The sequence below is a fragment of the Pseudomonas chaetocerotis genome (genome assembly GCF_015712105.2).
Classification (GTDB): domain Bacteria; phylum Pseudomonadota; class Gammaproteobacteria; order Pseudomonadales; family Pseudomonadaceae; genus Aquipseudomonas; species Aquipseudomonas chaetocerotis.
Map to the genome: position 1 here is coordinate 25,480 of NZ_JACFYX020000017.1, position 18,243 is coordinate 43,722.

An 18,243-nucleotide genomic window follows, 5' to 3' on the forward strand; every position below is an offset into this window, starting at 1 on the left:
GGGCGTCCTCGAGGCTGATCGCACTTAAATGCGCTTGGCCTGGGCCACGGCGTTACCGATGTAGCGCGCCGGGGTCAGTTGCTTGAGCTCTTCCTTGGCGGCGGTCGGCATGTCCAGGCCGTCGATGAAGGCCAGCAAGGCCTCGGGGCTGATGCCCTTGCCGCGGGTCAGCTCCTTGAGCTTCTCGTACGGGTTCTCGATGGCGTAGCGACGCATGACGGTCTGGATCGGCTCGGCGAGCACTTCCCAGCAGGCATCCAGGTCTTCAGCAATTTTCTGAGCATTAAGCTCCAACTTACTGATTCCCTTGAGGCTGGCTTCATAAGCGATGACGCTGTGAGCGAAACCGACACCCAGGTTGCGCAGCACGGTGGAGTCGGTCAGGTCACGCTGCCAGCGGGAGATCGGCAGCTTGCTGGCCAAGTGCTGGAAGATTGCGTTGGCGATACCCAGGTTGCCTTCGGAGTTCTCGAAGTCGATCGGGTTGACCTTGTGCGGCATGGTCGAGGAGCCGATTTCACCTGCGACGGTCTTCTGCTTGAAGTAGCCGAGGGAGATGTAGCCCCACACATCGCGGTCGAAGTCGATCAGGATGGTATTGAAGCGGGCGATGGCGTCGAACAGCTCGGCAATATAGTCGTGCGGCTCGATCTGGGTGGTGTAGGGGTTCCAGGTCAGGCCCAGGTCACCTTCGATGAACTGTCGGGCGTTGGCTTCCCAGTCGATGCTCGGGTAGGCGGACAGGTGGGCGTTGTAGTTGCCCACGGCGCCGTTGATCTTGCCCAGCAGCGGCACGGCAGCGACCTGAGCGATCTGGCGCTCCAGGCGGTGGACGACGTTGGCCAGTTCCTTGCCCAGAGTGGTCGGCGAGGCCGGCTGGCCATGGGTGCGCGACAGCATCGGCACATCGGCGAATTTAACCGCCAGCTCACGAATGGCGCCTGCCAGTTGCTTCATCAGCGGCAGCAGCACGCTGTCACGGCCTTCGCGCAGCATCAGGGCGTGGGACAGGTTGTTGATGTCCTCGCTGGTGCAGGCGAAGTGGATGAACTCGCTGACTTTGTCCAGCTCCGGCAGCTTGGCAGCCTGCTCCTTGAGCAGGTATTCCACGGCCTTGACGTCGTGGTTGGTGGTGCGCTCGATTTCCTTGACGCGCTCGGCGTGCTCGACGGCGAAGTTCTCGGCCAGCTCGTTGAGCAGGGCGTTGGCTTCGGCGGAGAAGGGTGCGACTTCCGGGATGCCCTCGTGGGCAGCCAGGCGCTGCAGCCAGCGCACTTCGACCAGTACACGGCTACGGATCAGGCCGTATTCGCTGAAGATGGGGCGCAGGGCGCTGGTTTTGCCGGCGTAGCGGCCGTCGACGGGGGAAACCGCGGTGAGCGAGGAAAGCTGCATGTAGGCGTTCTCGGGCTGTCGGGCTGAAAAGCCATCCGGGGGCGCTGTGCATCGTGCCGGCTTGGATGAAGCAGGCGCTGGCTCAGGTGCCTGGACGACCTCTGACGAAAAGGGCGCACATCATACATGAAAACCAGCGCTTGGCCGCCTATGCCCTGCGTCTTGCGACCGATAACAGACTGGCGGCGAAGATCAATGCTGCACCGAGCAGCGACAGGGTGTCCGGCGTCTCGCCCCAGAGCAGCCAGGCAATGATGCCGGCGAAGACGATGGCCAGGTAGGCGACTGGACCGATCAGCCCTGGCGGTGCCAGGCCGTAGGCGCGTGACATGATCACCTGGCTGGCGGTGGCCAGCAGGCCGATGCCCAGCAGCCAGCTCAGTTGCGTGGAGTCGAGCGGTTGCCAGCTCCAGGTCAGCGGGATGGCGGAGAACAGCGCGCTGAACAGCGAGAAATAGAAAACGATGCGGGTGGCTGGCTCGCTGTCACTCATCTCGCGGATGGAGACGAAGGCGAAAGCCGCCAACAGGCTGGCCGCCAGGCCAAACAGCGCGGGCCCCTCGAACAGGGCGGCGCTGGGCTTGGCCACCAGCAGTACACCGCACAGGCCTATCAGGCTGCAGACCAGCATGCGCCGAGTCAGTGGCTCTTTGAGCCAGAGGTGTGCGATCAGCGGTGTGAACACCGGTGCCGAATAAGTGAAAAGCATGGCGTCGGCCAGCGGCAGGTGGGCGATGGCGTAGAAAAAGCAGTACATCGCCGCCAGGCCATAGGTGGTGCGCCAGAGATGGGATTTCAGCCGTGTCGTGCGCAGTGGTCGCACGCCGCGCACCAGCAGCAGCGGCAGAAAGAACAAGACGCCGACCAGGTTACGGAAGAACACCACCGACTCGTTGTTGACGCTGACGGAGATTTCGCGAATGCCGACCCCGGTGAAGGCGAACAGCAGCGCCGAGAGCGCCAGCAGCAGGGCACCCTGAAGGGGTTTTACGCTGCGGCTGGCGGGCTCCATGGTCAGCTTCGCGTCAGTTCGTAGAGTTCTTTGAGCAGTTTGCTGCGGCTGAACACCAGCTGCCAGCGGTGGCCGCCGAGCTGACGCCACAGGCGTGCCGAACGGATACCGGCGAGCAGCAGGGCGCGGATTTTCGCGGCGTTGTTCGGCTGCTGCAGAAAGCGCATGTCGCCATGCACCTGAATCCGCTGGCGGAAGGTGCTGATGGTGTCCTGATACAGGCCGCCGCACGCAGCAATGACGTTGTCATGGACCAGGCCGAAATGCTCGACCTGCTGCTGGATCTGATCCAGGCGGCTGCCCATGACCTGCAACATGTCGCCGCGCTTGTCCAGTTGGCGCTCCAGGCCGATCATCGCCAGCGCATAGCGCAGCGGCTCGCGCTGCAGGGCAGATGGATTGCGCTCCAGCGAGCTGATCAACGCGCGATAACCGTCGCGCAGGTTGAGGTCATCTCCGCCGTATACGTCCAGCGTGCTTTTCGGGTCGCGCACCAGCAGGCTGCCGAGCATACAGCCCATGGAGGCTTCGCTGACCTGGCCGGTACGGGCGATCTTGTCGGCCAGGGAGGCCGCTTCGAAGACGGCGCCGAGGGCCACCAGTTGCTCCTGAATCGGGCTCATCGGGCGTCCTCGTACCAGGCTTCTGCGGTTTCGATCACACCGCCACCCAGGCAGACATCGCCGTCATAGAACACCACGGACTGACCGGGCGTGACGGCACGTTGTGGCTCTTCGAACACGGCACGATAGCCGTTCTCGGTCTTCTCCAGGGTGCAGCGCTGGTCGCTCTGGCGGTAACGCACCTTGGCGGTCAGGCGGCGCGGGCTGCTCAGATCCAGCGGGTTGACCCAGTAGATGTCAGAGGCGAGCAGGGCGCGCGAGAACAGCCAGGGGTGTTCGTTGCCCTGGCCAACGATCAGCACGTTGCGAGTCAGGTCCTTGCGCAGCACGTACCAGGGATCGTCGCTGGCATCCTTGAGGCCGCCGATACCCAGGCCCTGACGCTGGCCGATGGTGTGGTACATCAGGCCATGATGACGGCCGATGACCTGGCCGTCGGTGGTTTCGATATCGCCCGGCTGCGCCGGCAGGTACTGCTTGAGGAAGTCACTGAAGCGTCGTTCGCCGATGAAGCAGATACCCGTGGAGTCTTTCTTTTTCGCGGTGGCCAGCTCGTATTTCTCGGCAATGGCGCGCACCTGTGGTTTTTCCAGCTCGCCGACCGGGAACAGAGTCCGGGCGATCTGCTCGCCGCCGACGGCATGCAGGAAGTAGCTCTGGTCCTTGTTCGGGTCCAGGCCCTTGAGCAGTTCGGTGCGGCCGTCGATATCACGGCGACGCACGTAGTGGCCGGTGGCGATCAAATCGGCGCCGAGCGACAGTGCGTAGTCGAGGAAGGCCTTGAACTTGATCTCGCGGTTACACAGGATGTCCGGGTTCGGCGTGCGTCCGGCCTGGTATTCGGCCAGGAAATGCTCGAACACGTTATCCCAGTACTCGGCGGCGAAGTTGGCGGTGTGCAGCTTGATGCCGATGCGGTCGCATACGGCCTGGGCGTCGGCCAGATCGTCCATGGCGGTGCAGTATTCGGTGCCGTCGTCTTCGTCCCAGTTCTTCATGAACAGGCCTTCGACCTGGTAGCCCGCCTCGATGAGCAGCAGGGCGGAAACGGACGAATCGACACCGCCGGACATGCCGACGATCACGCGTTGGGTGCTAGGTGCTTGCATGGGAGTCTGCGAGTGAAGCCTGAAAAGCCGTCGAGTTTACCAGAAAGCTCGTGCCCGGTAGGGGGCGCCGTACCAGGCAGGCGTCGCGGTATCGACGGAGCGCTCAGCGCGCCCTACGCAAAAGCGTACGCTCGTGGTCAATCGCGCACCAACGCCAATGGCCCGCTGATACCGGCCAGGTAGTCGTCGACGCAACGCAGCACCAGCTCGCTGCGCCAGCGCTCGGGCTGTGTTGCCAGCTCGTCACGGGTCAGCCAAGTGATGCCGTTGATATCGGTGTCCAGTTTGCGATCAGGGTCATGGCGCACGGGTCGGGCACTGAAGCACACGCGTTGGTAGGTCACGCCATTGCTCGGCGCGGTATAGAGGTAGATGCCGAGCAGGCCGTTGAGCTCCACCTCCCAGCCGGTTTCTTCGAGCGTCTCGCGCAGCGCAGCTTCGCGTAGGGTCTCGTCGGCTTCCAGATGCCCGGCCGGCTGGTTGAGCACCATGCGACCGGCCTTGAGTTCTTCGACGAACAGGAAACGACCATCATCTTCGATCACCGTGGCCACGGTGATGTGGGGTTGCCACACCATCTGAAATCCTCCGGGGTAGGGTGCGCCGCGCGCACCGACTGTCACCAACTTGATGTCTGTACTCATCGAACAGGGGGCCTAGCCTAACGAAAAACCCCGGCACGAGGCCGGGGTTCTTTTCACGCAAAGGCCTTAATCAGGCATTCAGTGCGGCCAGAGCGGCGTTGAAGGTGGCGCTGGGGCGCATCACCTTGCTGGTCAGCTCGGGGTTGGAGCGGTAGTAGCCACCGATTTCGACCGGCTTGCCTTGTACGGCAGCCAGTTCGCCAACGATAGTCGCTTCCTGCTCGGTCAGTTGCTTGGCCAGCGGGGCGAAGCGGGCTTTCAGCTCGGCGTCGTCATTCTGCTCGGCCAGGGCTTGTGCCCAGTACAGGGCCAGGTAGAAGTGGCTACCACGGTTGTCGATCTCGCCGACCTTGCGCGCCGGGGACTTGTTATTGTCCAGCAGCTTGCCGGTGGCTTGATCCAGGGTCTTGCCCAGAACCTTGGCCTTGGCGTTGTTGGTCTTGATGCCGGTCTCTTCCAGCGACACGGCCAGGGCCAGGAACTCGCCCAGGGAATCCCAACGCAGGTAGTTCTCTTCGACCAGTTGCTGCACGTGCTTGGGTGCCGAGCCGCCGGCGCCGGTTTCGTACATGCCGCCGCCAGCCATCAGCGGAACGATGGACAGCATCTTGGCCGAGGTGCCCAGCTCCATGATCGGGAACAGGTCGGTCAGGTAGTCACGCAGCACGTTGCCGGTCACCGAAATGGTGTCCTGGCCACGGATCATGCGCTCCATGGATACGCGAATGGCTTCGTTGTAGCCCATCATGCGGATGTCCAGACCGGTCAGGTCGTAATCCTTGAGGTACAGCTCGACCTTCTTTTGCAGTTCGCGGTCGTGGGCGCGTTCCGGGTCCAGCCAGAAGATGGCCGGGGTCTCGGACTGACGGGCGCGAGTAACGGCCAGCTTGACCCAGTCGCGAATCGGCGCGTCCTTGGTCTGGCAGGCGCGCCAGATGTCACCGGCTTCGACCTGGTGCTGCATCAGCACGGTGCCGTCGGCAGCTACGACGCGCATGGTGCCGTCGGCGGTCATTTCGAAGGTCTTGTCGTGAGAGCCGTACTCTTCGGCCTTCTGCGCCATCAGGCCGACGTTCGGCACGGTACCCATGGTGGTCGGGTCGAACGCACCGTTGGTTTTGCAGAAGTTGATCATTTCCTGATAGATGCGCGCGTAGGTGCTCTCAGGCATGACGGCCTTGGTGTCTTTCTGCTTGCCGTCCTTGCCCCACATCTGGCCGGAGTTGCGGATCATCGCCGGCATCGAGGCGTCAACGATGACGTCGCTCGGGATGTGCAGGTTGGTGATGCCCTTGACCGAGTCGACCATAGCCATTTCCGGGCGATGGGCATAGACCTCGTGGATGTCGTGCAGGATTTCTTCCTGCTGCGAGGCTGGCAGCGACTTGATCTTGTCGTAGACGCTGCTGATACCGTTGTTCGGGTTGACGCCCAGTTCCTTGAACAGATCACCGTACTTGTCGAACACGTCCTTGTAGTAAACGCTGACAGCGTGGCCGAAGACGATCGGGTGGGAGACCTTCATCATGGTCGCCTTGACGTGCAGGGACCACATCACGCCGGTGTCCTTGCAGTCCTGCAGGGTCTTCTCGAAGAAGTCACGCAGCTTGCGGCAGCTCATGAACATGCTGTCGAACACTTCGCCTTCCTGCAGGGCGAGTTGTTTCTTGACTTCGACCTTGCCGTCCTTGCCGACGAACTCGATGCGCACGTCACCGGCCTTGGCCATGGTGATCGATTGCTCGCTGGAGAAGAAGTCGCCGCCGCGCATGTAGTCAGCGTGGGACTGCGAAGCCATGCTCCACTTGCCCATGCTGTGTGGATGCTTGCGGGCATAGGCCTTGACTGCGGCCGGAGCGCGGCGGTCGGAGTTGCCTTCACGCAGAACCGGGTTCACGGCGCTGCCCAGGATCTTGGCGTAGCGGGCGCGAACTTCTTTGTCTTCGTCGTTCTGCGGATCTTCCGGGAAATCAGGAATGTTGTAGCCCTGAGCCTGCAGCTCGGCGATGGCCGCCTTGAGCTGAGGTACGGAAGCGCTGATGTTCGGCAGTTTGATGATATTGGCGTCGGCTTGCAGAGTCAGTTCGGCCAGTTTGGCCAGGTCGTCATCGATGCGCTTATCGGCGTCCAGGCGGTCGGCAAAGCTTGCCAGGATCCGTCCAGCAAGAGAGATGTCGCGGGTTTCAACGGAGATGTCAGCCGAGGCGGCAAAGGCTTCTACAATGGGCAGAAGCGAATAGGTAGCGAGGGCCGGAGCTTCGTCGGTGAAGGTGTAGATGATCTTCGAAGGGGTGGACATTTAGGGTTAACTCTCTTCTTTGCTGAGCGCGCATAGAAACTCGACCTGCGCAGGTAGGCGCTTGAGCCCCATGATGGCGGGGCCGGGTCGAGGACTCGCCGCGGTGATGTTGGATGCACCCGTAGAGTGTCGAGCATTTCGAGCCGGCAGACAGTGGTGGCCGTTTACCGGTTTCAAGAGGTTGCTGCCTGGTTCCAGTCAGGTCACCCCTTATGACTCGTTAGTCACCTAAGCAGTATACCACTGCGACACCTCGCCACAGAATGCCCAGTTGAATAAGACCTTTGCACATGTGTCTCCGCGAGCGGTTTGCGCTACTCTCGGGAGTGCCTGTCTAACCACAAGATGGAGTCCAGCATGGGATACCAGAAGATCCAGGTGCCAGCCAGCGGTGACAAAATCACCGTCAACGCCGATATGTCGCTGACTGTTCCGGATAACCCGATCATCCCGTTCATCGAGGGTGATGGAATTGGCGTCGATATTTCTCCGGTGATGATCAAGGTCGTAGACGCTGCCGTCGAAAAAGCCTACGGCGGAGCTCGCAAGATCTCCTGGATGGAAGTTTACGCCGGTGAGAAAGCCACTCAGGTTTACGACCAGGACACCTGGCTGCCGAAAGAAACCCTCGAGGCGGTACGTGATTACGTGGTTTCGATCAAAGGCCCGCTGACCACGCCTGTTGGCGGCGGTATCCGCTCATTGAACGTGGCCTTGCGCCAGGAACTCGACCTCTACGTCTGCCTGCGCCCGGTGCGTTGGTTCGAAGGTGTGCCAAGCCCGGTGAAGAAGCCGGGCGACGTCGATATGGTGATCTTTCGCGAGAACTCCGAGGACATCTACGCCGGTGTCGAGTGGAAAGCTGGCAGCCCCGAGGCCCAGAAGGTCATCAAATTCCTCACCGAGGAAATGGGCGTCAAGAAGATCCGTTTCACCGACATGTGCGGTATCGGCATCAAGCCGGTTTCCGAGGCGGGTACCAAGCGCCTGGTGCGCAAGGCGCTGCAATATGCCGTGGACAATGACCGCAGCTCGGTGACCCTGGTGCACAAGGGCAACATCATGAAGTTCACCGAGGGTGCCTTCAAGGAATGGGGCTACGAGATCGCCCGCGAGGAATTCGGCGCCGAGCTGCTTGACGGCGGCCCATGGATGCAGTTCAAGAATCCGCGCACCGGCAAGAATATCGTGGTCAAGGACGTGATCGCCGACGCCATGCTGCAGCAGATTCTGCTGCGTCCGGCCGAATACGATGTGATCGCCACTCTCAACCTCAATGGCGACTATCTGTCCGATGCCCTGGCGGCCGAAGTCGGCGGCATCGGCATCGCGCCCGGCGCCAACCTGTCCGATTCGGTGGCCATGTTCGAGGCGACTCACGGCACGGCGCCCAAGTATGCCGGTCAGGACAAGGTCAACCCGGGTTCGGTCATTCTCTCCGCCGAGATGATGCTGCGTCACATGGGTTGGGCCGAAGCGGCTGATCTGATCATCAAGGGCACCAACGGCGCCATCGCCGCCAAGACCGTGACCTATGACTTCGAGCGTCTGATGGAGGGTGCGAAGCTGATGTCGTGTTCTGCGTTCGGCGATGCGATGATCAGCCATATGTGATCAGTTCACTGATCGACAGCGTGAGAAGGGCCGGTCATATGACCGGCCTTTTTGTGTTCAGCACATCCATGTGCTTCGCCCCTTCGGGGCTTGCGCGCGAAAACGCTCTCGGCGTTTTTGTGGCTGCAGGAGACTCAGACTTCGACAGTGCTCGCGATATTTTGCGCCTGGGGTACGGCCACGGGGGCGTCCTGGTTGGCGGTAACCGCGCTGATATTGATGGCATGCAGTCCTTTGGGGCCTTGCACGATCTCGAAGCGGACCGGCTGGCCGGCCTTTAATGTCTTGTAACCGTCCATCTGGATAGCCGAGTAGTGGGCGAACAGGTCCTCATCTCGGCCATCGGCCAGGATGAATCCATAGCCTTTGGCGTTGTTGAACCACTTGACCTTACCGCTGAGCATGCTGATATCCCTCTGCAAAGGACTCCATCTCTGGAGTATCATCCACTTCGATTCCACGCGATAACCGACCAGGCTGGGCGAAGGCGTGGAATCCCTGATACCCACCAGTGGGTATTTATTTGTTGTAACACCCTTTTGCCGTTAGTCAAGGCTATACGGCGGTTGGCTGAGAACTCAGTCAAACTCCCTCTAGCATCCCCGTTCGCCCGGCCTTGAACCTCTGATTTCAGCATGCATGCAAGTAGCCAGATTCGACTAACATTCAATCAGGATCACCCGGCAGAGCATGAGGATGACTCCTCTGGTATTGCTGTTCAGGAATCCAAGCCAGCATTGCAGGCACCACCGATGTACAAGGTGGTCTTATTCAATGACGACTACACCCCGATGGATTTCGTCGTCGAAGTGCTCGAAACGTTTTTCGGCATGAACCGGGAGCTGGCGACCAAGATCATGCTGGCCGTCCATACAGAAGGGCGTGCGGTGTGCGGTGTGTACACCCGCGATATTGCGGAGACCAAGGCAATGCAGGTCAACCAGTACGCGCGAGAGAGCCAGCATCCGCTACTCTGTGAAATAGAGAAGGACGGTTAACGCCGGCCACTTGGGTATGAGGTGAAGCTATGTTGAATCGAGAGCTCGAAGTCACCCTCAATCTGGCTTTCAAGGAGGCCCGTGCCAAGCGTCATGAATTCATGACGGTCGAGCATCTGCTGCTCGCCTTGCTGGATAATGAAGCGGCGGCCAGCGTTTTAAGGGCCTGTGGGGCCAACCTCGACAAGCTGCGCCATGATTTGCAGGAGTTCATCGACTCCACCACGCCGCTGATTCCTCAGCATGATGAAGACCGCGAAACGCAGCCAACGCTTGGCTTCCAGCGCGTCCTGCAGCGTGCGGTGTTCCATGTGCAGAGCTCCGGCAAGCGTGAAGTGACCGGCGCCAACGTGCTTGTCGCGATCTTCAGCGAGCAGGAAAGCCAGGCCGTGTTCCTGCTCAAGCAGCAGAGCGTGGCCCGTATCGATGTGGTCAACTACATCGCCCACGGTATCTCCAAGGTGCCTGGGCATGGTGATCAGCACGAAAATGATCAGGACATGCAGGATGATGAGGGCGGCGAGTCATCCGCTTCTGGCAATCCGCTGGATGCCTACGCCAGCAACCTCAATGAGTTGGCTCGTCAGGGGCGTATCGATCCACTGGTCGGTCGCGAGCATGAGGTCGAGCGTGTTGCGCAGATTCTCGCCCGCCGTCGCAAGAACAACCCGCTGCTGGTAGGTGAGGCTGGTGTCGGCAAGACAGCCATCGCCGAAGGACTGGCCAAGCGCATCGTCGACGAGCAGGTACCTGACCTGCTGGCTGATAGCGTAGTGTATTCGCTGGATCTCGGCGCGCTGCTGGCGGGTACCAAGTACCGTGGTGACTTCGAGAAGCGCTTCAAGGCGCTGCTCAACGAGCTGCGCAAAAGGCCGCATGCCATCCTCTTCATCGACGAGATCCACACCATCATTGGTGCAGGTGCGGCGTCGGGCGGGGTGATGGATGCATCCAACCTGCTCAAGCCGATGCTGTCGTCCGGCGAGATTCGCTGCATAGGTTCGACCACCTTCCAGGAATTTCGCGGCATCTTCGAGAAGGACCGCGCGCTGGCGCGGCGCTTCCAGAAAGTCGACGTGGTCGAGCCTTCCGTGGAGGATACCGTGGGTATCCTCAGGGGGCTCAAGGCGCGCTTCGAGCAGCACCATCACATCGAATACAGCGACGAAGCCCTGCGTGCAGCGGCCGAGTTGGCTGCGCGCTACATCAACGATCGCCACATGCCGGACAAGGCTATCGACGTGATCGACGAGGCGGGGGCTTACCAGCGCCTGCAACCGGAAGAAAAGCGTGTGGCGCGTATCGAGGTGGCGCAGGTCGAGGACATCGTCGCCAAGATCGCGCGGATTCCGCCGAAGCACGTGTCCAGCTCCGATAAGGAGCTGCTGCGTAATCTGGAGCGCGATCTGAAACTCACGGTATTCGGTCAGGATGCCGCTATCGATTCGCTGGCTACCGCGATCAAACTGTCGCGTGCGGGCCTCAAGGCGCCGGACAAGCCGGTCGGTTCCTTCCTGTTCGCCGGCCCTACTGGTGTGGGCAAGACCGAGGCCGCACGGCAGTTGGCCAAGGCCATGGGTATCGAGCTGGTACGTTTCGACATGTCCGAGTACATGGAGCGCCACACCGTGTCGCGCCTGATCGGTGCGCCACCTGGTTACGTAGGTTTCGACCAGGGCGGCCTGCTGACTGAGGCGATCACCAAGCAGCCGCACTGCGTATTGCTGCTCGATGAAATCGAGAAAGCGCACCCGGAAGTCTTCAATCTGCTGCTGCAGGTCATGGACCACGGCACGCTGACTGACAACAACGGGCGCAAGGCGGACTTCCGCAACGTGATCCTGATCATGACCACCAACGCCGGTGCGGAAACCGCCTCGCGTGCGTCGATCGGTTTCACTCAGCAGGATCACTCCACCGATGCCATGGAAGTCATCAAGAAAAGCTTCACGCCGGAGTTCCGCAACCGCCTGGATACCATCATCCAGTTCGGCCGCCTGAGTCACGAGACCATCAAGAGCATTGTCGACAAGTTCCTCACCGAACTGCAGGCACAGCTGGAAGACAAGCGTGTCACGCTGGAAGTTAGTGATGCGGCACGTGGCTGGCTGGCCGAGCGTGGTTACGATGTGATGATGGGCGCGCGGCCGATGGCGCGTTTGATTCAGGACAAGATCAAGCGTCCGCTGGCAGAGGAGATCCTCTTTGGCGAACTGGCCGAGCATGGCGGTGTGGTACACATCGACGTCAAGGATGGTGAGCCCAGCTTCGAGTTCGAGACGGCGGCAGAAGTCGCCTGATCGAATGGCCTCAGATTCACTGAAAGCCTTGATGGCTTTCAGTGAATCAACGAAAACGCCCGGCATATGCCGGGCGTTTTCGTTTGGTGCTTGGCTTAACGGGCGCGGTAGGTGATGCGGCCCTTGCTCAAGTCATAAGGTGTCAGCTCAACGCGCACCTTGTCACCAGTGAGAATGCGGATGTAGTTCTTGCGCATCTTGCCGGAGATGTGCGCGGTAACGACGTGCCCGTTTTCCAACTCCACGCGGAACATGGTGTTGGGCAGGGTGTCGACGACAGTGCCTTCCATTTCGAAGCTGTCTTCTTTCGACATGCAGTAAAGCCCTCGGTATCCAAGAAATGGCCCGGTGCAACTGGCGCCAGGCAAAAGCGGCGTGCATTGTGCCCGAAAACAGGGGGCTGCGCCAAGTGGCTTGGAGTGTCGAGTTGGCTGGGGGGTGGCAGAGGGGCTAGGTGAGCAGTGTCCAGCGCTGATTGACGAAAAGTTCGATGGGGCGGTACTGGGTCTTGTAGTTCATCTTGCGACAATTCTTGATCCAGTAGCCGAGGTAGACAGCCTCCAGCCCCAGGCGCTCGGCTTCGCCAATTTGCCAGAGGATGGCGAATCGCCCCAGGCTGCGGCGTTCTTCGGTGGGGTCATAGAAGGTATAAACCGCCGATAGGCCGTTTGGCAGAACGTCAGTGACTGCGATGGCGACCAGTCTGCCCTGCAGACGAAACTCATAGAAACGTGAGAACGGCAGGTCGCGAATCAGAAAGGTCGAGAACTGGTCGCGGCTCGGTGGATACATGTCACCGTCAGCGTGGCGCTGCTCGATATAGCTCACGTAGAGATCGTAATACTCTTCAGTGAATGCCGGGCGCACACAGCGAACGACGATGTCTTCATTGCGTTTGAGGATGCGTCGCTGCTGGCGGTTAGGTGTGAAGCGTGCGGCAGGAATGCGTGCAGGAATGCAGGCGGTGCACTGCTGGCAATGCGGTCGGTAGAGATGGTCGCCGCTGCGGCGAAAGCCCATTTCCGAAAGTTCTGCATAAACCAGCACATCCATGGGCTGGCTGGGGTCGAGAAACAGGGTAGTGGCCTGTTCTTCCGGCAGATAGCTGCATGGATGGGGTTGAGTGGCATAGAACTTCAGGCGGGCCAGCTCGGTCATGGCGGTGTCTCGGGGAAGCCTGATAAGAGTGTATGCCAGGCTGCGAAGATCGACTAGGCGAGCCAGTCTGCACTGGAAGCCAGATCAAGATGACGCTGCAGATACTCGGCGAAGCTGGCGCGCGGTATGGCTCTGGCGCCGAAGCTGTGCAGGTGCTGCGTGGGCATCTGGCAGTCGATGAGGACGAAGCCCCAGTCTCGCAGCTTGCCGACCAGTGTGGCGAAACCGACCTTGGAGGCGTTGTCGGTGCGGCTGAACATCGATTCACCAAAAAACAATTGCCCCATCGCCAGACCGTAAAGTCCGCCGACCAACTCGTCTCCACTCCAAACTTCCACGGAGTGGGCGATACCGCGCTGATGCAGCTGTAGGTAAGCCTCCTGCATGTCGCGAGTAATCCAGGTCCCATCGGCGTAAATGCGTGGCTCGGCGCAGGCCTGTATGACAGCGGCGAAGTCCTGGTCGAAGGTAACGCGATAGCGCTGCTGGCGCAGCAGTTTGGCCAGGCTGCGGGAAACATGCAGCTCATCAGGGAGCAGAACGGTGCGCGGATCGGGCGACCACCAGAGAATCGGCTGGCCATCCTGAAACCAGGGGAAGCAGCCGTGCCGATAGGCGCTGATCAGGCGGTCGGCGCTCAGGTCGCCGCCGGCAGCCAGCAGGCCGTTGGGTTCACGCATGGCTTTTGCCAGTGGCGGAAACTGCTGTGAGTCACGTTGCAGCCAGGTCAGCATGTGCGATTGTCCAGCGGAAGAGGGTAGGGCGAGCGGTGACGCTTGCCCTTGTCCATCAATTGCCGTCGAGAAACTTCTCGACATCCAGCGCGGCCATGCAGCCTGCGCCTGCCGAGGTAATAGCCTGACGGTAGATGTGATCGGCCACGTCGCCAGCGGCGAACACACCTTCGATGCTGGTGGCAGTGGCATTGCCTTCGCTGCCGCCCTTGATCTTCAGGTAGCCGTCATGCATGTCCAACTGGCCGACGAACAGCTCGGTGTTGGGCTTGTGGCCGATTGCGATGAACACGCCAGCCAGATCCAGCTCCTTGGTGCTGCCGTCCAGGGTGCTTTTCAGGCGCATACCAGTCACGCCGGTCTGGTCGCCCAGTACTTCGTCCAGGGTGTGGTTCCAGTGCAGGCGCATGTTGCCGTTCTCGACCTTGTCGAACAGTTTGTCCTGCAGGATCTTCTCCGAGCGCAGTTTGTCGCGACGGTGCACCAGGTGCACTTCCTTGGCGATGTTCGACAGGTACAGCGCCTCTTCCACAGCGGTGTTGCCGCCACCGATCACGGCTACCACCTGGTTGCGATAGAAGAAGCCATCGCAGGTGGCGCAGGCGGAGACGCCCTTGCCGGAGAAGGCCTCTTCCGACGGCAGGCCAAGGTACTGGGCGCTGGCGCCGGTAGCGATGATCAGGGCATCGCAGCTATAGGTGCCACTGTCGCCCTTGAGCACGAAGGGGCGGCTCTGCAACTCGGCGGTATGGATGTGGTCGTAGATGATCTCGGTGTCGAAGCGTTCTGCGTGCTTCTGCATGCGCTCCATCAGTGCCGGGCCGGTGAGGCCTTCGACGTCGCCCGGCCAGTTGTCCACTTCGGTGGTGGTGGTGAGCTGACCGCCAGGCTGGATGCCGGTGATGACCACGGGCTTGAGATTGGCGCGCGCAGCATAAACGGCGGCGCTGTAACCGGCAGGGCCGGAACCCAGGATGATCAGGCGGGAATGCTTGACTTCGCTCATAAAAAACCCCCATAAGCCTTTGTCACAAAAGAGAATGCGTGCTCCAATTGAGCCGCATGGAAGCTGCTGGCGGCTATGCTACACCGAAGCGGGGTGGGTGCGGGAGCTTGGCAATTGGCCTGGGCGTCAGGCTGGCCCTACAATAGGCCGCTTCGCGGTTAACCATCAGATGGACGCGCCAAGGGCGCAGGAAATGGCTGTTTTGAAAAATTCCACCACCCAGATTACCGACTGGCGTCAGAAGCTTCAGTATCGACTGAAGGAAGGCGCATTGATCGCCCTGGGCGCTCTGTGCCTGTACCTGCTGATGGCACTGTTGACCTATAACGTCGCCGACCCGGCCTGGGACAACAGTGTGCAGGTCGAGCGCATCATCAACGCCGGCGGCAGCATTGGCGCCTGGCTCTCCAGCGCACTGTTCGGCGCACTGGGTTACTTCGCCTACATCTTCCCGCTCCTGCTGGCGGCCAAGACCTGGCAGGTGTTTCGCACCCGCAATCAACCCTGGCACTGGAACGGCTGGCTGTTTTCCTGGCACAGCATCGGCCTGGTCTTCCTGATTCTTTCCGGTGCTGCGCTTGGCGATATTCATTTTGCAGCGGCCGCTGGCATGCAGGGCTCGGGTGGCGGCATGCTCGGTGCCAGCCTGGGCGATCTGGCCGTGCATGCGCTGAACGTACAGGGCAGTACGCTGTTATTCCTGGCGCTGTTCCTGTTCGGTTTGACCGTATTCACCGACCTTTCCTGGTTCCGCGTGATGGATCTGACCGGCAAGATCACCCTCGATCTGATCGAGCTGATTCATAGCGCCATCACTGGCTGGTGGAATGCCCGTAGCGAGCGCAAGCAGATGAAGATTCAGCTGCGCGAGCTGGACGAACGGGTCACCGAGGTGGCTGCGCCAGTGGTGTCGGATCGTCGTGAGCAGGCCAAGGTCAAGGAGCGCCTGCTCGAACGCGAAGAGTCGCTGAGCAAGCACATGAGCGAGCGCGAGAAGCGTCCAGCGCCGGTAATTGCGCCGCCGCCAGTGGCCAAGGCGCCAGAACCAAGCAAGCGCGTGCAGAAGGAAAAGCAGGCGCCACTATTTGTCGACAGCGCGGTGGAAGGCACCTTGCCGCCGATTTCTCTGCTCGATCCGGCGGAAGCCAAGAAGGTCGAGTACTCGCCTGAGTCGCTCAAGGGCGTCGGCCACCTGCTGGAAATCAAGCTCAAGGAGTTCGGTGTCGAGGTCGCGGTGGACTCGATCCATCCGGGGCCGGTGATCACGCGCTACGAAATCCAGCCAGCTGCCGGGGTCAAGGTCAGCCGCATTGCCAACCTGGCCAAGGACCTGGCGCGTTCGCTGGCGGTGACCAGCGTGCGGGTCGTGGAGGTCATTCCGGGCAAGACCACTGTCGGTATCGAGATTCCCAACGAGAATCGTCAGATCGTGCGCTTCTCCGAAGTGCTGTCGACACCCGAATATGACGATGCAAAGTCGCCAGTCACTCTGGCGCTGGGGCACGACATCGGCGGTAAACCGGTGATCACCGATCTGGCCAAGATGCCGCACCTACTGGTGGCGGGTACCACCGGTTCCGGTAAGTCGGTGGGCGTGAATGCAATGATTCTGTCGATTCTGTTCAAGTCGAGCCCGGAAGACGCCAAACTGATCATGATCGACCCGAAAATGCTCGAGTTGTCGATCTACGAAGGCATTCCGCACCTGCTTTGCCCGGTTGTCACCGATATGAAGGAAGCGGCCAACGCCCTGCGTTGGAGCGTTGCCGAGATGGAGCGACGCTACAAGCTGATGTCGAAGATGGGCGTGCGCAACCTGGCGGGCTTCAACCGCAAGGTCAAGGACGCCATCGAGGCCGGTGAGCCGTTGACTGATCCGTTGTTCCGCCGCGAAAGCATGGACGACGAAGCACCCTTACTCAAACCTCTGCCGACCATCGTCGTGGTGGTCGACGAATTCGCCGACATGATGATGATCGTCGGCAAGAAGGTCGAAGAGCTGATTGCCCGTATCGCCCAGAAGGCGCGTGCGGCGGGCATTCACCTGATTCTCGCCACCCAGCGCCCATCCGTGGACGTGATCACGGGTCTGATCAAGGCCAATATCCCGACCCGCATGGCGTTCCAGGTGTCGAGCAAGATCGACTCGCGCACCATCATCGACCAGGGCGGCGCTGAGCAGTTGCTCGGCCACGGTGACATGCTCTACATGCCGCCGGGCACCAGCTTGCCCATTCGTGTTCACGGCGCCTTCGTCTCGGACGACGAAGTGCATCGTGTGGTCGAAGCCTGGAAGCTGCGCGGTGCGCCGGATTACAACGAAGACATTCTCGCCGGCTCCGAAGAGGGTGGCGGCAGCTTCGAAGGTGGCAGTGGTGAAGGCGGCGAGGGTAGCGAGGAAGACCCGTTGTACGACGAAGCGGTCAACTTCGTGCTGGAAAGCCGTCGCGCTTCCATTTCCGCCGTACAGCGCAAGCTGAAGATCGGCTACAACCGTGCCGCGCGGATGATCGAGGCGATGGAAATGGCTGGCGTGGTCAGCTCGATGAATACCAACGGATCTCGCGAGGTGCTTGCACCCGGTTCATCTCGCGACTGAGTGTTACGCCTCGTGGATAAACCGCTGAATTCGCGGTCTACAGGATTCACGGCAGCCAAGGTGCTGCCGAGCAGTGCGAGGTACGGAGTCGCCTCGCCATTCTCATACGGACTCAAGGGGTTTATATGCGTGTTATTCGCCTGCTGATGCTGGCTGCTTTGAGCTTTACCCTGCTGACCGCCCAGGCTGATGAAGAGGCTGCCACCAAGCGTTTGAGCGAATTGCTCAGCCAGGCGCAAACCATCAGTGCGCGCTTCTCTCAGCTGACCCTCGACGCCAGCGGCACTCAGTTGCAGGAAACCGCAGGGCAGCTGGCGCTCAAGCGTCCGGGCATGTTCCGTTGGCACACCGACCAGCCCATGGAGCAATTGCTGGTTTCCAATGGCGAGAAGGTCTGGCTTTACGATCCGGATCTGGAGCAGGTCACCATTCAGACGCTCGATCAGCGCCTGACCCATACCCCGGCGTTGTTGCTCTCCGGCGATGTCTCGCAGATCCGCGAAAACTTCGAGATCGACTACAAGGAAGGCGGTAGTGTGGTCGACTTCATTCTCAAGCCCAAGGCCAAGGACAGCTTGTTCGACAGCCTGCGCCTGTCGTTCCGCAATCGCGTCCTCAACGACATGCAACTGATCGACAGCATTGGCCAGCGCACCAACATCCTTTTCCTGAATGTGAAGATGAACGAGCCGGTCGAAGACCATCTGTTCACCTTCGACATTCCGGAAGGCGCGGACGTCATCCAGGAGTAA

16 protein-coding genes are annotated in these 18,243 nt (G+C 60.6%); 5 read left to right on the forward strand and 11 right to left on the reverse strand.

The genetic code is table 11. The features are described 5' to 3' along the window. Positions 1-24 precede the first annotated feature (24 nt). From purB to H3221_RS23475, 6 genes are all read right to left on the reverse strand, one after another. Positions 25-1,395 carry an adenylosuccinate lyase gene (gene purB, locus H3221_RS23450; RefSeq protein WP_072424092.1) on the reverse strand — a complete coding sequence of 457 codons (1,371 nt, stop codon included), beginning with the start codon at positions 1,393-1,395 and terminating at the stop codon, positions 25-27. A 148-nt stretch (positions 1,396-1,543) separates the two neighbouring features. Next, positions 1,544-2,407 carry a DMT family transporter gene (locus H3221_RS23455; RefSeq protein ID WP_196476170.1) on the reverse strand — a complete coding sequence of 288 codons (864 nt, stop codon included), beginning with the start codon at positions 2,405-2,407 and terminating at the stop codon, positions 1,544-1,546. A 2-nt stretch (positions 2,408-2,409) separates the two neighbouring features. Then, complete coding sequence (gene hflD / locus H3221_RS23460) at positions 2,410-3,030, reverse strand: high frequency lysogenization protein HflD (protein ID WP_196476169.1); 621 nt, start codon at positions 3,028-3,030, stop codon at positions 2,410-2,412. Then, entirely contained in the window at positions 3,027-4,139 is a 1,113-nt protein-coding gene (mnmA, locus tag H3221_RS23465; protein WP_196476168.1) for a tRNA 2-thiouridine(34) synthase MnmA, read from the reverse strand. The genes hflD and mnmA overlap by 4 nt, the downstream gene beginning before the upstream one ends. A gap of 137 nt (positions 4,140-4,276) precedes the next feature. Then, positions 4,277-4,717 (reverse strand): NUDIX hydrolase, encoded by a 441-nt coding sequence (locus H3221_RS23470; protein WP_196476167.1) that lies wholly within the window; start codon positions 4,715-4,717, stop codon positions 4,277-4,279. Between the two features lie 136 nt (positions 4,718-4,853). After that, positions 4,854-7,082: an NADP-dependent isocitrate dehydrogenase gene (locus H3221_RS23475; protein ID WP_196476166.1), complete on the reverse strand. Its 2,229-nt coding sequence runs from the start codon at positions 7,080-7,082 to the stop codon at positions 4,854-4,856. Between the two features lie 357 nt (positions 7,083-7,439). On the opposite strand from H3221_RS23475, the gene icd reads away from it, so the two are divergent. After that, positions 7,440-8,696: an NADP-dependent isocitrate dehydrogenase gene (gene icd, locus H3221_RS23480; protein ID WP_196476165.1), complete on the forward strand. Its 1,257-nt coding sequence runs from the start codon at positions 7,440-7,442 to the stop codon at positions 8,694-8,696. A 134-nt stretch (positions 8,697-8,830) separates the two neighbouring features. Here the strand turns inward: icd and cspD are convergent, their stop codons facing one another. Further along, the gene (gene cspD, locus H3221_RS23485) at positions 8,831-9,100 is read right to left on the reverse strand and encodes a cold shock domain-containing protein CspD (RefSeq protein ID WP_072424088.1); all 270 of its coding nucleotides are present in this window, start codon (positions 9,098-9,100) and stop codon (positions 8,831-8,833) included. Between the two features lie 231 nt (positions 9,101-9,331). Between cspD and clpS the strand changes: the two genes are divergently transcribed. Both clpS and clpA read left to right on the forward strand, forming a co-directional pair. Further along, complete coding sequence (clpS, locus tag H3221_RS23490) at positions 9,332-9,694, forward strand: ATP-dependent Clp protease adapter ClpS (protein WP_003460431.1); 363 nt, start codon at positions 9,332-9,334, stop codon at positions 9,692-9,694. Between the two features lie 29 nt (positions 9,695-9,723). Next, entirely contained in the window at positions 9,724-11,994 is a 2,271-nt protein-coding gene (clpA, locus tag H3221_RS23495; RefSeq protein ID WP_074678625.1) for an ATP-dependent Clp protease ATP-binding subunit ClpA, read from the forward strand. Between the two features lie 95 nt (positions 11,995-12,089). On the opposite strand, the gene infA is transcribed toward clpA, so the two are convergent. The 4 genes from infA to trxB form a co-directional block, all read right to left on the reverse strand. Beyond that, positions 12,090-12,308, reverse strand: coding sequence for a translation initiation factor IF-1 (infA, locus tag H3221_RS23500; protein WP_002553999.1), 219 nt, complete (start codon positions 12,306-12,308; stop codon positions 12,090-12,092). 136 nt (positions 12,309-12,444) lie between these two features. Next, on the reverse strand, positions 12,445-13,152 hold the full coding sequence (locus H3221_RS23505; RefSeq protein WP_196476164.1) for an arginyltransferase: 708 nt from the start codon (positions 13,150-13,152) through the stop codon (positions 12,445-12,447). A gap of 53 nt (positions 13,153-13,205) precedes the next feature. Next, complete coding sequence (aat, locus tag H3221_RS23510; protein ID WP_196476163.1) at positions 13,206-13,886, reverse strand: leucyl/phenylalanyl-tRNA--protein transferase; 681 nt, start codon at positions 13,884-13,886, stop codon at positions 13,206-13,208. 55 nt (positions 13,887-13,941) lie between these two features. Next, the gene (gene trxB / locus H3221_RS23515) at positions 13,942-14,892 is read right to left on the reverse strand and encodes a thioredoxin-disulfide reductase (protein ID WP_074678619.1); all 951 of its coding nucleotides are present in this window, start codon (positions 14,890-14,892) and stop codon (positions 13,942-13,944) included. 193 nt (positions 14,893-15,085) lie between these two features. On the opposite strand from trxB, the gene ftsK reads away from it, so the two are divergent. Further along, positions 15,086-17,491, forward strand: coding sequence for a DNA translocase FtsK (gene ftsK, locus H3221_RS23520; RefSeq protein ID WP_394328055.1), 2,406 nt, complete (start codon positions 15,086-15,088; stop codon positions 17,489-17,491). A 125-nt stretch (positions 17,492-17,616) separates the two neighbouring features. After that, the gene (lolA, locus tag H3221_RS23525; RefSeq protein ID WP_017677060.1) at positions 17,617-18,243 is read left to right on the forward strand and encodes an outer membrane lipoprotein chaperone LolA; all 627 of its coding nucleotides are present in this window, start codon (positions 17,617-17,619) and stop codon (positions 18,241-18,243) included.

What these genes read in the sequence shown, in the direction of transcription:
- H3221_RS23455 (WP_196476170.1), bottom strand. Translation starts at nt 2,407, where the DNA reads ATGGAGCCCGCCAGCCGCAGCGTAAAACCCCTTCAGGGTGCCCTGCTG.
- cspD (WP_072424088.1), bottom strand. Translation starts at nt 9,100, where the DNA reads ATGCTCAGCGGTAAGGTCAAGTGGTTCAACAACGCCAAAGGCTATGGA.
- H3221_RS23505 (WP_196476164.1), bottom strand. Translation starts at nt 13,152, where the DNA reads ATGACCGAGCTGGCCCGCCTGAAGTTCTATGCCACTCAACCCCATCCA.
- icd (WP_196476165.1), top strand. Translation starts at nt 7,440, where the DNA reads ATGGGATACCAGAAGATCCAGGTGCCAGCCAGCGGTGACAAAATCACC.
- purB (WP_072424092.1), bottom strand. Translation starts at nt 1,395, where the DNA reads ATGCAGCTTTCCTCGCTCACCGCGGTTTCCCCCGTCGACGGCCGCTAC.
- infA (WP_002553999.1), bottom strand. Translation starts at nt 12,308, where the DNA reads ATGTCGAAAGAAGACAGCTTCGAAATGGAAGGCACTGTCGTCGACACC.
- clpA (WP_074678625.1), top strand. Translation starts at nt 9,724, where the DNA reads ATGTTGAATCGAGAGCTCGAAGTCACCCTCAATCTGGCTTTCAAGGAG.
- trxB (WP_074678619.1), bottom strand. Translation starts at nt 14,892, where the DNA reads ATGAGCGAAGTCAAGCATTCCCGCCTGATCATCCTGGGTTCCGGCCCT.
- H3221_RS23475 (WP_196476166.1), bottom strand. Translation starts at nt 7,082, where the DNA reads ATGTCCACCCCTTCGAAGATCATCTACACCTTCACCGACGAAGCTCCG.
- aat (WP_196476163.1), bottom strand. Translation starts at nt 13,886, where the DNA reads ATGCTGACCTGGCTGCAACGTGACTCACAGCAGTTTCCGCCACTGGCA.
- hflD (WP_196476169.1), bottom strand. Translation starts at nt 3,030, where the DNA reads ATGAGCCCGATTCAGGAGCAACTGGTGGCCCTCGGCGCCGTCTTCGAA.
- ftsK (WP_394328055.1), top strand. Translation starts at nt 15,086, where the DNA reads ATGGCTGTTTTGAAAAATTCCACCACCCAGATTACCGACTGGCGTCAG.
- clpS (WP_003460431.1), top strand. Translation starts at nt 9,332, where the DNA reads ATGCATGCAAGTAGCCAGATTCGACTAACATTCAATCAGGATCACCCG.
- H3221_RS23470 (WP_196476167.1), bottom strand. Translation starts at nt 4,717, where the DNA reads ATGGTGTGGCAACCCCACATCACCGTGGCCACGGTGATCGAAGATGAT.
- mnmA (WP_196476168.1), bottom strand. Translation starts at nt 4,139, where the DNA reads ATGCAAGCACCTAGCACCCAACGCGTGATCGTCGGCATGTCCGGCGGT.
- lolA (WP_017677060.1), top strand. Translation starts at nt 17,617, where the DNA reads ATGCGTGTTATTCGCCTGCTGATGCTGGCTGCTTTGAGCTTTACCCTG.